At 72.1% G+C, this 13645-nt stretch carries 9 protein-coding genes; 4 read left to right on the top strand and 5 right to left on the bottom strand.

The window, feature by feature from the left end:
- Positions 1 to 3: 3 nt before the first annotated feature.
- Positions 4 to 846, bottom strand: coding sequence for a hypothetical protein (locus tag AB0I79_RS32110; RefSeq protein ID WP_357880856.1), 843 nt, complete (start codon positions 844 to 846; stop codon positions 4 to 6).
- 113 nt (positions 847 to 959) lie between these two features.
- On the opposite strand from AB0I79_RS32110, the gene AB0I79_RS32105 reads away from it, so the two are divergent.
- The gene (locus AB0I79_RS32105; protein ID WP_357880853.1) at positions 960 to 1874 is read left to right on the top strand and encodes an aminoglycoside phosphotransferase family protein; all 915 of its coding nucleotides are present in this window, start codon (positions 960 to 962) and stop codon (positions 1872 to 1874) included.
- Here AB0I79_RS32105 and AB0I79_RS32100 read toward each other — a convergent pair.
- Entirely contained in the window at positions 1864 to 2775 is a 912-nt protein-coding gene (locus tag AB0I79_RS32100) for an NADP-dependent oxidoreductase (protein ID WP_357881157.1), read from the bottom strand. The two genes, AB0I79_RS32105 and AB0I79_RS32100, sit on opposite strands and share 11 nt — an antisense overlap.
- Positions 2776 to 2921: 146 nt before the next feature.
- On the opposite strand from AB0I79_RS32100, the gene AB0I79_RS32095 reads away from it, so the two are divergent.
- From AB0I79_RS32095 to AB0I79_RS32085, 3 genes are read left to right on the top strand one after another with little or no spacing between them, the layout of a single operon-like run.
- Entirely contained in the window at positions 2922 to 3473 is a 552-nt protein-coding gene (locus tag AB0I79_RS32095; protein WP_357880850.1) for a hypothetical protein, read from the top strand.
- The gene (locus AB0I79_RS32090; RefSeq protein WP_357880846.1) at positions 3473 to 5566 is read left to right on the top strand and encodes a flotillin family protein; all 2094 of its coding nucleotides are present in this window, start codon (positions 3473 to 3475) and stop codon (positions 5564 to 5566) included. Before AB0I79_RS32095 ends, AB0I79_RS32090 begins: the two co-directional genes overlap by 1 nt.
- A 2-nt stretch (positions 5567 to 5568) precedes the next feature.
- Positions 5569 to 10443, top strand: coding sequence for a DNA repair ATPase (locus AB0I79_RS32085; RefSeq protein WP_357880843.1), 4875 nt, complete (start codon positions 5569 to 5571; stop codon positions 10441 to 10443).
- Here AB0I79_RS32085 and AB0I79_RS32080 read toward each other — a convergent pair.
- The 3 genes from AB0I79_RS32080 to AB0I79_RS32070 all read right to left on the bottom strand — a co-directional run bounded on the left by AB0I79_RS32080 (position 10432) and on the right by AB0I79_RS32070 (position 13628).
- Entirely contained in the window at positions 10432 to 12087 is a 1656-nt protein-coding gene (locus AB0I79_RS32080) for a TlrC/CarA/OleB/SrmB family ABC-F type ribosomal protection protein (RefSeq protein ID WP_357880840.1), read from the bottom strand. The genes AB0I79_RS32085 and AB0I79_RS32080 overlap by 12 nt on opposite strands.
- 126 nt (positions 12088 to 12213) lie before the next feature.
- Positions 12214 to 12711, bottom strand: a complete 498-nt coding sequence (locus AB0I79_RS32075) for a MarR family transcriptional regulator (protein ID WP_357880837.1) — start codon at positions 12709 to 12711, stop codon at positions 12214 to 12216.
- A 59-nt stretch (positions 12712 to 12770) separates the two neighbouring features.
- Complete coding sequence (locus AB0I79_RS32070; protein ID WP_357880834.1) at positions 12771 to 13628, bottom strand: dihydrodipicolinate synthase family protein; 858 nt, start codon at positions 13626 to 13628, stop codon at positions 12771 to 12773.
- Positions 13629 to 13645 lie beyond the last annotated feature (17 nt).

Below are 13645 nucleotides of genomic sequence, written 5' to 3'. Positions count from 1 at the left end.
AGGTCAGCCGCAGGCTTGGCCGATGGGCCCCGCGACGGTGCGGTGGCGCAGGTAACGGTCGATGGCGTGCGGGGTGTCCTGGTTCTCGACCTCGATCTGGCTCAGCGGCGTCCCCCACGCGCGCTCCAGCGGATGGCCGAGCGCCACGATGTCGTTCACGTCGTACGTGGTCAGCCACCGCACGCCCGGATGCCGGGTCCCCCTGGCCAGCAGGTTGCGCTGGATCGTGGGCAGCCCGAGCGGCGAGCCGGCCGTCACCCAGAACACGACCCGCCTGCGGACCTGCTCCTCCACGAGCAGGTCCCTGGCCACCACCGTCCCCAGGCTGTGCGAGACGAGCACGATGTCGCCGGAGGCGGGCAGCAGGCGGCGCACCTCGTCCAGCACCGGCTTGCGGCCGTGGCTGAGGTAGACGGCGACGTCCTGCAGGAAGACCTTGATGATCTCCTTGTCCACGCTGGAGTTCCTGGAGACCCAGGTGAGCAGGCGCCGGGCCAGCGTCCAGGACAGCAGGTCGGAGATGCCGAGCATCTCCTGCGACGCTCCGGCGCTCGCGGCCAGGTCGGCGAGCAGCAGGCGCTCCAGCTCTCCGACGTCCTCCGGCAGGAAGGGGTGGAACGGCATCTCCTCGTCGCCGCCGGCGGGCAGCGGCAGGGCGGCTGCCTCCTTGGCGGCCTGGGCGGTGACCCGGTGCAGGACGTTGCCGTAGTACGGCAGCACGCACGGCACGGTCAGCCTGGGCACGCCCAGCCCCGCGGCCAGCGCGGAGCACCACTCCCCCTGCAGCGCCCGCGGGTCCTTGCCTTCCTGACCCCGCCCGTGGATGAACACGATCGTCGCCGCCATGGCCGCCCTCCCTGCATCGGGGGCCGTCAGCGTAGGCACGGCCCCCGTCGCGCCGCCTCAGGGTTCGCATAAGGGGAAGCCCTAGACCTGCGGCCCTTGGCACACTGGGGGTCATGAGGATCAAGGTGCCGGAGGCGCTGACCGCGTCACACCTGAAGTACCCGCAGGACGCCGGGCCGGGCTGGAACGCCGCGCTGCCCGCCCTGGCCGAGCGTTATCTGGACGAGTGGGACCTGCGGCTGGACGGCGAGCCGAGCCACGGGATCGTCGCGCTGGTGCTGCCCGTGGTGCGTGCCGACGGCACCCCCGCCGCGCTCAAGCTGCAACCCGTGACCAGCGAGACCGTGGACGAGGCGCTGGCCCTGCGCACCTGGGCGGGCGACGGCTCGGTGCTGCTGCTCGACGCCGACCCGGACACCGGCACCATGCTGCTCGAACGGCTGGATCCCGGCCGGTCCCTGGCCGACCTGCCCGACGTCATGGACTCCCTGGACCTGCTGGCGGGCCTGCTGCGCCGCCTGTCGTCCCACCCGGCCCCCGCGGGCGTGCGCCACCTCGGCGACCTGGCGCAGGGCATGCTGGACCGCGTGGACGGCGCCGTCGCCAAGGTCTACGGCGAGCGCGACCGCTACTGGCTGCGCTGGTGCGCGGGAGCGGTCGCCGAGCTCGTCTCCGAACCCGGCGACCGGCTGCTGCACTGGGACCTGCACTACGAGAACGTGCTGGCGGGCGAGCGCGAGCCGTGGCTGGCCATCGACCCAAAGCCGCTGGCGGGCGACCCGGGGTTCGAGCTGCTGCCCGCGCTGTGGAACCGGTGGGACGAGGTGATCACGGACGGCGACGTGCCGCGCGCGGTGCTGCGGCGCTTCGACTTCATGGTGGACGCCCTCGGCCTCGACCCGCGGCGCGCTGCCGGCTGGACGCTCGGCCGGGTCCTGCAGAACTTCCTGTGGGACGTGGAGGACGGCGACCGCATGCTCTACGAGGTCCTGATCCGGGTCGCGGAGGCCGTACGCGCTAGATGGTGATGACGATCTTGCCCTGGCCGTGGCCGGTCTCGATCTCCCGGTGCGCGTCCGCCGCCTCTTCCAGCCGGTACGTCCTGCGCACCGGGAACGTGAAGGCGCCCTCGGCGTACAGGGCCGCGTAACGCCCGAGCCGCTCGGCCGAGCGGTCCCCCTGGACCAGCCGGACGCCGAGCTCGGCGGCCCTGCCGTGCTCGACCAGCGTGACGATGCGGGAGCGGTCGCTCACCAGCTCCATCGAGACCTCCAGCGCGTGCCCGCCGGCCCCGTCCAGCGCCGCGTCGACGCCGCCCGGGGCGAGCGCGCGCACCCGGTCGGCCAGGCCCTCGCCGTATACGACGGGGATGGCGCCCAGGTCGCGCAGGTAGTCGTGGTTCGCCTCGCGGGCGGTGCCGATCACGGTGGCCCCGCGCCTCCTGGCGATCTGCACGGCCGCCGTGCCCACCGAGCCGGCCGCGCCGTGCACGAGCAACGTCTCGCCCTCGGCCAGGCCCACCCCGTCGATGGCCAGCTCGGCCGTCTGCACGCCCGCGGTCAGCCCGCCGGCCACCTCCCACGGCACGCTTGCGGGCTTGGCCGTCACGTTGGCCGCGGGCACCACGACGTACTCGGCGTAGCTGAACAGCGCCGTGAACCCGAGCACCTCCGCCCCCACGGCCACCCCGGTCACGTCCTCGCCCACCTGGTCCACCACGCCGGCGAACTCGTTGCCGGGGACGCGCGGGAAGGCGACCTCCCCCAGGTACGGCGGCAGCCACCCCGCCCGCACGGCCGCGTCGAACGGTTGCACCCCGGCCGCCCGCACGCGTACCCGCACCTGTCCCGGGCCCGCCTGGGGCTTGGGCAACTCCATCACCTTCAGCACTTCGGGGCCACCGGGTTCGGCGAACGCCGCCGCTCTCATCAGTTCTGTCATGCGGGCCAGCCTGCTGCCTCAACCACACTTGAGGTCAAGACACCAACCGGTTCGGGAACTTTCTGCTTTAGGTGTGCTTTATCTGTATATAGTCCGACAGGACATCACAGGGGGACTTGTAGCACCGAGGCGGGATGACCGACTTCTTACACATCGCACTGAGCTTTCCGACTGTCATTTTCACTTTCCTTCTCGTGGTGGTCGCCGTCTATTGGCTGACCGTCATCACCGGCCTCTTCGAGGCGGATGACGACGCCACGTGGCTGGGCCTCGGGGGAGTCCCAGCGGGGGTCACGCTCTCACTGCTCATCGCGCTGGCCTGGCTGCTCTGCCTGATCGGCAGCGTGCTGGCGCCGGCCGGCGCGCTCATCGCCGTGCCCTTCGCCGCGGTGGCCCTGGCCTGGCTGGCCGTGCGCGGCCTGCTGACGCCGCTACGCAGGCTGTTCCCCGAGGGGGACACGCGCTCGCGCGGCGACTTCGTCGGCCAGATGTGCGTGATCCGCACCGGCACGGCCACACCGGACTTCGGCCAGGCCGAGGTCACCGCCGCCGACGGCTCGTCCGCGGTCGTGCAGGTCCGCACGACCGGCCGGGACCGCCTCGCCCGCGGCGACAACGCACTCATCTTCGAATACGACAAAGACGGCGAATTCTTCTGGGTCATGCCGTACGAAAGCGAGCACTGATGGACGTCATCTCCACTGGCTTCGGGATTTTCCTGGCCGTCATCCTCGTCATCGTGATCGGTCTCCTCTTCGTCATCGGCCGCCTTTTCCGCAAGGTCGAGCAGGGCAAGGCGCTGATCGTCTCGAAAGTCAACAAGGTCGACGTGACGTTCACCGGCGCCGTGGTGCTGCCCGTGGTTCACAAGGCCGAGATCATGGACATCTCGGTCAAGACCATCGAGATCGAGCGGACCGGCCGCGAGGGGCTCATCTGCCGGGACAACATCAGGGCCGACATCAAGATCACGTTCTTCGTCCGCGTGAACAAGACCGCCGAGGACGTCATCAAGGTCGCCCAGGCCATCGGCACCGCCCGCGCCAGCGACGAGGGAACGCTCCAGGAGCTGTTCAACGCCAAGTTCTCCGAGGCGCTCAAGACCGCCGGCAAGCAGCTCGACTTCGTCGACCTCTACACCAAGCGCGACGAGTTCCGTGACGAGATCGTCCGGCTGATCGGCACCGACCTGAACGGCTACAGCCTCGAGGACGCCGCGATCGACTACCTGGAGCAGACCGCGCTGCACCAGCTCGACAAGAGCAACATCCTCGACGCGCAGGGCATCCGCAAGATCACCGAGCTGACGGCCATCGAGCACGTGCGCACGAACGAGTTCCAGCGCAGCGAGGAGAAGGAGATCACCCGCCAGAACGTGGACGCCCGCGAGGCCATCCTGGAGCTGGAGCGCCGCCAGGCCGACGCCGAGCTCAAGCAGCGCCGCGAGATCGAGACCGTCAAGGCGCGCGAGGAGGCCGAGATCGCCCGCGTGCAGGCCGAGGAGCGGCTGCGCGCCCAGGCCGCGCACATGAAGACCGACGAGCAGCTCGGCGTGCAGAACGAGAACCGGGCCCGCGAGATCGCCGTCGCCGAGAAGAACCGCGAGCGCGTGATCGCCATCGAGTCCGAGCGCATCGAGAAGGACCGGCTGCTGGAGGTCATCGCCCGCGAGCGGGAGACCGAGCTGTCGCGCATCGCCAAGGACAAGGAGGTCGAGACCGAGAAGCGGTCGATCGCCGAGGTCATCCGCGAGCGCATCGCGGTCGACAAGACCGTGGCCGAGCAGGAGGAGTCGATCAAGCGGCTGCGCGTGGTCGAGGAGGCCGAGCGCACCCGTCAGCAGGTGATCATCGCCGCCGAGGCCGAGGCCCAGGAGAACCTGGTCAAGGACATCAAGGCCGCCGAGGCCGCCGAGGCCGCCTCCAAGTTCAGGGCGCGCGAGGAGCTCGTGCTCGCCGAGGCACGCCAGCAGGCGGCCGAGCTGGAGGCCAGGGCCAAGATGCGGCTGGCCGAGGGCGTCCAGGCCGAGACCGCCGCCTCCGGCCTGGCGCAGGTGCAGGTCAGGGAGCGCGACGCCGAGGCCATCGAGAAGGTGGGCCGCGCCGAGGCGCTGGTGCTGAAGGAGAAGCTGGCCGCCGAGGCCGACGGGGCCAGGGCCATGGCGCTGGTCGAGGGCGACCGGCTCAAGGCGCAGGCCGCGGGCGAGCAGGCGATGGCCCTGGCCGGCGCCGCCGCCGTGGGCGAGAAGCTCAAGGCCGAGGCCGAGGGCCTGACCCAGAAGGCCGCCGCGATGGCCGCGCTGGACGAGGCCAGCAGGGCGCACGAGGAGTACCGCCTGCGCCTGGAGGCCGACAAGGAGATCAGGCTCAAGCACATCGACGTCAGCCGGCAGGTCGCCGAGTCGCAGGCCAGCGTGCTGGCGGCCGGGCTGGCCAAGGCCAACATCGACATCGTCGGCGGCGACACGATGTTCTTCGACAAGGTGGTCGGCTCGATCACCGCGGGCAAGGTCGTGGACGGCTTCGTGGACCACTCGCGGGTCGCCGGGGCGATCGTCTCGCCGTACGTCAACGGCAGCGCCAGCCTGGCGGCCGACCTCGCGAGCGTGGTCGGCGGCGTCAGCACCGAGGACCTGAAGAACCTGACCGTGTCCGCCCTGCTCATGCGGCTCATCCAGGACGGCGGCCCGCAGTCGACGGCGCTCGGTGAGCTGCTGGAGACGGCCCGCAGGCTCGGCGTGGCCGACTCGCCGGTGGCGGCGCTGGCCGGCGCCAGGTGAGCATGACGACGACGACCGAGCTGGAGGCGGGGACGTACGAAGTCCTGCGTAACCGCCTCCAGGCGCAGGCCAGGACCCTGGCCGCGGCGGCCGAGGCCGTCAACCAGGAGCGGCTGAGCGTCTTCGGCGGCGCGGAGCTGCGCCTGCTGGGCACCGAGCGGATCAGGACCGAGAACAACTGCGTCCCCAGGGACATCGTCTCCCTGGGGAACGTGATGCTCTTCGGCTACAACGTCTTCATCGGGCTCAAACCGGAGACGACGGTGGCGGACGTGTTCGCCGTGCACCGCTTCTCCAGGGACGGCGACGCCTTCCGGTTCGACGCCGACAAGCTGGAGGCGCTGGACGACCCGGCGTTCAGGAAGGACTTCGCCGAGCTCTACCGCTACTACAAGGAAACCAGGCTCCAGCAGTTGCGGCGGGCCGAGGGCAAGCTGCTGGCCGTGTTCCGGACCGGACCGGCGGACACGCGGGTGCTGCGCTGGACGGTCAGCACCGGCGGGGTCCCGAGATATCAGGACAATCGCGGGGAGCGGGACCACACGTTCCCCCCGTCCCACGACTTCGAGTGGACGCCCACCACCCGCGACGACCACGTGCTCGGCCGCCACCCGCACATCTCCATCGGCGGCGAGGTGTTCGTCGAGACCGTCGGCGGCGACCTCACCATCAAGATCGAGGACAACACGGAGACCGGCGCCGGCATCTACTCCGAGCCTGTCGCCGAGCCGCTGCAGAGCCTGGCGGACGCCGACGTCGAGTACGCCCGCGTGGGGCCGCTGATCCTCATGCGGATCCGGCCGTACAAGGAGACCGGCCGGCGGCACCTGGTCTTCAACGTCCGCACCAAGGCGGTCGTCCGGCTCGACGGCATCGGGCAGGCCTGCCAGCGGCTGCCCGAGGACCAGGGGCTGATCTTCCCCGGCGGCTACTACCTGGCCACGGGGGTCAGCAAGACGTTCGACACGGACGTGACGGACCTGGAGTTCGAGCGGGTCGTCCGCTCCCCCAACGGCGAGGACGTCCTGTACGTCTTCCACGCCAGGGGCGACGGGCGGTCGCTGCTGCTGCCGTACAACCTGATCAGGAAGGAGGTGGCCACCCCCATCGTCTGCCACGGGTACTCGCTGTTCGACGACGGCACCATGGTGGTCTTCCGCGCCACCTCCGAGGAGCCGACGCGGGTGCACCCGATGCAGGTGTGGCAGACGCCGTACGTGTCGGACACCTACGCCGCCGCCCAGCCCACCGGCACGGGACCGCTGGAGCGCATCGGCAACGCCGAGCTCGTCCGCGGCATCTCCGACTGCCTGTCCGTGGCGCGCATGGTCGAGGAGATGGCGCCGTCGGCCGGCACGTTCGAGGGCCTGATCGCCGCCTGCACCCGGGCGTTCGACTCCTACCACTGGCTCGGCGAGCACGGCCTGCGCGGGCCGCTCGCCGACGTGCGCGCCACCGCCGAGCAGGTGCTCGACGAGTACGAGAACGTCGAGCAGCTCACCCGCCAGGCCGCGCAGACCCTGGCCACGGCCACGCAGGAGACCACCCAGCTCGTCCGCCGCGCCAGGGCCGACGACCCGGCCACCGCCGACGCCTGGGTCACCCTGCTGGCCACGCTGCGCCGCGCCCAGGGGCACCTGGTGACGCTGCGCGAGATCCGCTACCTCGACCTGGACGCGCTGACCTCGCTGTCCGCGTCCGTGCTCGAAGAGCTGGAGTCGGCAGGCAAGCGGGCCGTCGCGTTCCTGTCGGGCCAGGACGCGTTCACCGCCTACCACGCGGCCGTCGAGGCGCTGGCCGCCGAGGCCGCCGCGATCGGCACCGTGGCCGAGGCCGAGCCCGTCGCCGACCGGCTGGCCGAGCAGGCCGAGGGGCTGGAGGTGGTCACCGAGGTCGTCGGGTCGCTGGACATCGCCGACGCCACCGTCCGCACCTCGATCCTGGGCCGCATCGCCGAGGTGCTCGGCGGCGTGAACCGGGCCAGGGCCGTGCTCGACGGGCGGCGGCGCGAGCTGCTCGGCGCGGAGGGACGGGCCGCGTTCGCCGCCGAGTTCGCCCTGCTGGGGCAGGCCGTCACGGGCGCGCTGGCCATGGCCGACACGCCGGAGAAGTGCGACGAGCAGCTCGGGCGGCTGATGCTGCAGGTCGAGAACCTGGAGTCCCGCTTCGGCGAGTCCGGCGACTTCGCCGCGCAGCTCGCCGCCAAGCGGGACGACGTCTACGAGGCCTTCTCGGCCCGCAAGCAGACCCAGCTCGACGACCTCGCCCGCCGCGCCGACCGCGTCTTCGCCTCCGCCGAGCGCATCCTCGGCAGCATCACCCGGCGGCTGGGGACACTGTCCTCGCCGGACGAGGTCAACACCTACTTCGCGACCGACCCGATGGTGGCCAAGGTCCGCTCGGCCGCCGCCGACCTGCGGAGGCTGGGCGACGCCGTGCGGGCCGAGGAGCTCGACGGCAGGGTGAAGGCGGCCCAGCAGGAGGCGGGGCGGGCGCTGCGGGACCGCCTCGACCTCTTCTCGGACGGCGGCGAGACCCTGCGCCTGGGCCGCCACCGCTTCGCCGTCAACACCCAGCCGATCGACCTGACGCTGGTGCCGCACGTGGAGCGGAGGAGCTCCGGGGGAGAGAGCGAGGCACGAGCCAACGAGCCCGGAAGCGGCCGCGACCATGAGCGCGTGGCCATGAACTTCGCGATCACCGGCACCGACTACCGGGCGCCCGTGCCCGCCTCCTTCGACGACACCCGGGCGTTCTGGGACCAGGTGCTGGTCTCCGAGACCGCGGACGTCTACCGGGGCGAGCACCTGGCCGCCTCGCTGCTCGACTCGGTGACGGCGGGCGCGCCGCTGGACGAGCTCGTCCGCCGGGCCGCCGAGGAACGCTACGACGAGGGCTACGAGCGCGGGGTCCACGACCACGACGCCACGCTCATCCTCGACACGCTGGTGCGGCTGCGGGAGGGCGCCGGGCTGCTGCGCTATCCCGCCGCGACCAGGGCGGCGGCGCAGCTCTTCTGGACATTCGGGACGGACGAGGTTTCACGTAAAACATTGGCCGCCCGGGCCGCGTCGCTGGTCAGAGCCCGCACGATCTTCGGTATCACGCCCGCCCTGGGCTCGCTCGCCGACGAGCTGGACAGGTCGATCGCCGCGTTCCTGCCGGGCCTGGGCCTGCCCGCGGTGGACCTCGCCGGCGAATACCTCGTCGAGGAGCTGGCCACCACGCCCGCCGGCTTCGTCACCGCCAAGCCTGCCCTCGACCTCCTCGACGGGTTCCGGCACGCCCTCGGGCCGGTCAAGCTGCGCGAGTTCGAGGACGACCTCAAGGCGCTGCCCCTCCCCGAGCGCGTCCAGCTCGCCCAGGCCTGGCTCACCGCCTACCACCAGGGGCCGGAGGTGGCGGAGGCGCTGGCCGTACAGCTCTGCGACCACCTGCCCCGCCACGACTCCAGCGCCACCACCGCGGACACCGTGAACGGCCTCCTCGGCGCCCACCCGCGGATCAAGGACCGCAAGCTGGAGATCCGCCTCGACGAGCTCCTGCCCAGGACCCGGCGCTTCGCCCGGGAGCGCGTCCCGGCCTACCGCGCCTACCAGCGCCGCAGGAACGAGCTGGTCGAGGCCGAGCGCCGCCGCCTGCGCCTGGACGAGTACCGGCCGAAGGTCATGAGCGCCTTCGTGCGCAACCGCCTGCTCGACGAGGTGTACCTGCCGCTGATCGGCGACAACCTGGCCAAGCAGCTCGGCGCGGCGGGCGCGGGCAAGCGTACCGACCAGATGGGCCTGCTCCTGCTCATCTCGCCGCCCGGCTACGGCAAGACGACGCTGATGGAGTACGTGGCCAGCCGCCTCGGCCTGGTCTTCGTCAAGGTCAACGGCCCCGCGCTGGGCCACGAGGTCACCTCGCTGGACCCGGCCGACGCGCCCGACGCGACGGCCAGGCAGGAGGTGGAGAAGATCTCGTTCGCGCTGGAGGCGGGCAACAACACCCTGCTCTACCTGGACGACATCCAGCACACCTCGCCGGAACTGCTGCAGAAGTTCATCTCGCTGTGCGACGCCCAGCGCCGCATCGAGGGCGTGTGGAACGGCCGCACCAGGACGTACGACCTGCGCGGCAAGCGGTTCGCGGTGTGCATGGCGGGCAACCCGTACACGGAGTCGGGGCAGCGCTTCCGCATCCCCGACATGCTGGCCAACCGCGCCGACGTGTGGAACCTGGGCGACGTGCTGTCAGGCAAGGAGGAGCTGTTCGCGCTGAGCTACGTGGACAACGCCCTCACCTCCAATCCCGTCCTCGCTCCGCTCTCCGGCCGCGACCGCACGGACGTGGAGCTGCTCGTCCGCCTGGCGAAGGGCGACCCGGCGGTCCGCCCCGACCAGCTCAAGCACCCCTACACCAAGCCCGAGCTGGACCAGCTGCTCAGCGTCCTGGCCAAGCTGGTGCGGGTGCAGGAGGTGGTGCTGGCCAACAACCAGGCCTACATCGCCTCCGCCGCCCAGTCGGACGCGGCCCGTACGGAGCCGCCGTACCGGCTGCAGGGCTCCTACCGGAACATGAACAAGCTGGCCGAGCGCATCGTGCCCGCCATGAACGACGACGAGCTGGAAGCGATGATCGACGACCACTACCTCGGCGAGGCGCAGACCCTCACCTCCGACGCGGAGGCGAACCTGCTCAAGCTCGCCGAGCTGCGCGGCCGCCTGACCCCCGCCCAGGCGGAGCGCTGGGCGGCGGTCAAGGCGGCCTACCTCAAGGCCAGGGCCCTGGGCGGGGCCGAGGACGACCCGATGGTGCGGGCGGTGGGCGCCATCGGCCTGCTGGCCGACCGGGTGGGCGAGGTCGGCACGGCCATCAGGGAGTCAGAGCGCTGAGCCCTCGTGCAGCTCCAGGTGGGAGCCGGTGAAGGCGGCGCGCATGCGGCGGTCGTGGGTGACGATCACCAGCGCGCCCTCGTACGAGGTCAGCGCCTCCTCCAGTTGCTCGACGAGCTGCGGCGACAGGTGGTTCGTCGGCTCGTCGAGCAGCAGCAGGTCCACGGGCTCGCTGACCAGGCGGGCCAGCTCGACCCTGCGTCGCTGCCCGTACGACAGCTCGCCCAGGCGCAACCGCAGGTCCGAGGGCCGGAACAGGCCCAGGGCCAGCAGCGCGTCCGCGTGCTCGTCGAGCGAGCCCGGCCGGCCGGCGGCGTAGGCCCCCAGCACGGTCCGGTCCGGCGGCCCGGCGGGCTCGTCCTGCCTGAGGTGGCCGATCCGGCCCGGCCGCCGTACCGTGCCCGCGTCCGGCTGGAGCTCCCCGGCCAGCACCCGCATGAGCGTGGTCTTGCCCGCGCCGTTCGGACCCGTGACGAGCAGCCGCTCGCCGGAGCGCACGGTGAGGGCGTCCAGCCGCAGCCGGCTCCCCACCCGCACCCCGTCGAGCACGGCCACGTCGCCGTCCACCGCATCCGTCGCGAAGGCAGGCGTGAAGCGGAGCGGGTCGGGCGGCCGGGACGCCGGGTTGTCCCTGAGCCACCGCATCCGCTGCTGCGACTGCCGTACGCGCCCGGCCGCGCCGTGCGTGCGCGACCGGGCCCGCCAGGCCCCGGTGCCCATGCCCGCCTTGGCCATCTTGCGCGGTATGGCGGCCATGCGGCCGGCGTTCGCGGTGACCAGCCCGGAGTGCCGGGCCAGCTCCTGCTTCCACTCCTCGTACGCCCGCAGCCGCGCCGCCCGCTCGGCGGCCTTGGCCACGAGGTAGCCCGGGTACCCGTCCCCGTAACGGCGTACCTGCCCTTCGGCGACCTCCAGGATCGTGGCGGTCACCCGCTCCAGGAACACCCGGTCGTGCGTGATCGCCACCACGGTGCCCCGGTGGGCGCGCAGCCGCTGTTCGAGCCAGGCCACGGCCCGGTCGTCCAGGTCGTTGGTCGGCTCGTCGAGCAGCAGCAGCTCGGGGTCGGCCGCCAGGGTGGCGGCCAGGGCGAGACGGGAGCGTTCGCCGCCGGACAGCGTGCCGACCGGGCGCGCCCGGTCCAGCCCCGGCAGCCCGAGCCCGTGCAGCGCGGCGTCCACCCGCACGTCGGCCTCGTAACCGCCGCGCGCCTCGAACTCCGCCACCAGCCGGGCGTAGACCGCTGCGGGCCCGGTGGAGCCGCCGGCCTGCCCCTCGCGTCCCGCACCCGCTTCGGGGTCGGGCTCCGCCAGCGCGTGCTCGGCGGCCCGCATCCGGGCCTCCAGCTCGCGCAGCTCGGCCAGTGCCAGGTCGATGACGTCCGCCACCGTCGCGTGCGGCGGCAGCTCCAGGGACTGCGGCAGGTATCCCACCCCGCCGGGCGCGACGACCGTGACCTCGCCGTTGTCGGCCCGCTCGACGCCCGCCATGAGTCTGAGCAGCGTCGACTTGCCCGCCCCGTTGTCGCCGATCACCCCGATCCGCTCGCCGGGTCTGACCGTGAAGGACACGCGGTCCAGCACGACGCGGGTGTCGTAACGCTTGGTGATCTCGGTAAGTGCCAGTTGGGCAGCAGCAGTACGCATAAAGGGCCCACCCCCTCTTCTCGGCTCGGGAAATGACCGTGTGAGGCGGCACAGGCGGAGCAGTCAGCTCAACGCGTGTGCGCCTCTGGCGCGAGAATCACAGGGAACCCATATCGGTCGGAAACGCTAACCCTGATCCGCCTTCGTGTCCACCCCTTGTTCTCCGGCGAGCGCGCGGGTGGCCTCCCGCTGCGCGGCCGTGGACCGGTGGACCCAGTCGAGGATCACTGCCAGCTCGTCGTCGCTGTAGTGCGCGTACACGCGTTCCAGCGCCGCCGCGTACGGCTCGGACAGCTCCGCGAACCCGGCCAGCCGCTCGTGGTTGATCTCGACGATGACCCGCCGCCGATCCCGCAGGTCACGTACCCGCCGCACCAGCCACTTGCCCTCCAGCCGGTCGATCAGCCCGGTGACCGTCGCCGGAGCCAGCCCCGCGTGCTGCCCGATCTCTCCGGCGGTCAGCGGCCCGAGGCGGCGCAGCAGGTCGAGCGCCTTCTCCTCGGCCGGGCCCAGCCCGAGCCGCGCCCCCACCGCGTCGCGGTGTCTCACCGTGGCGTCGCTCTGCTCCCGCGCCGCCGCGCCGAGCGCGTCCAGCAGGCTCTTCCGCCGCTCCTCTTCCGCCACAGCCTCCCCTAACGCGTGATATTTCGTTCCACCGAACGAAATATCACGATGGACGGGGCCTAGGCGAGGGCTTGCGACACCGCCTCGGCACTGGCCGGCACCAGCGGCAGCCGCACGTCGGGCGTGGGGATCAGGCCACGGGCGTGCAGCACGCCCTTGAGCACGGTGGGGTTCGGCTCGGCGAACAGCGACGCGGACAGCCGGGCCAGCCGGCGCCCGAGCGCCCTCGCCCGTACGACGTCGCCCGCGTGCCAGGCCTCGGCCAGCTCCACGAACGCGCCCGTCTCCACGTGCGCGGAGGCGAGGATGCCGCCCACGGCCCCCATCGCGAGCAGCGGCGAGACGAACACGTCGTCCCCGCACACCACCTCGAAGCCCTCGGGCAGGTCGGCGAGCAGCTCCACCGTCTCCTGGGTGATGCCGCCGGCCGCGTACTTCATCCCCGCGATCATCGGGTGCGCGCCGAGCTCGCGCAGTGTGGCGGCGCCGACGGCCTGACCGGTCCGGTACGGGATGTGGTAGATCACCAGCGGCACCGGCGTCTCCTCGGCCAGCGCCGCGAAGTGCGCGACGACCCCGCGCTCGCCGGGCCGCAGGAAGGACGGGACCGTCACCAGCGCCGCCCCCACCCCCGGCGGCAGCTCCCGCAGCGCCCGGGCCGTGGAGCGGGTGTCGCCGCCCGTCACCCCCACGGTCAGCAACGCCTGCCGCTCGGCGCACACCTGCGCGCACGCCTCGATCACCCGAGCCCGCTCGCCGGGGTCGAGCGCGGCCACCTCGCCGGTGGTGCCCAGCGCCACCAGGCCGGCGGCCCCCTCGTCCAGCACCTGCCGGCCGAGCTTCTCGATCGCGTCCACGGCCACCTCGCCCGACGCGTCGAACGGCGTGACCAGCGGTACGTGGATTCCTCTCAGCATGCTTCGAGCTTGGCCGA

The organism is Nonomuraea sp. NPDC050202 (assembly GCF_040656115.1).
Classification (GTDB): domain Bacteria; phylum Actinomycetota; class Actinomycetes; order Streptosporangiales; family Streptosporangiaceae; genus Nonomuraea.
The sequence above is the reverse complement of the archived record's forward strand: the minus strand, read 5'-3'. Positions and strand labels throughout refer to the sequence as shown.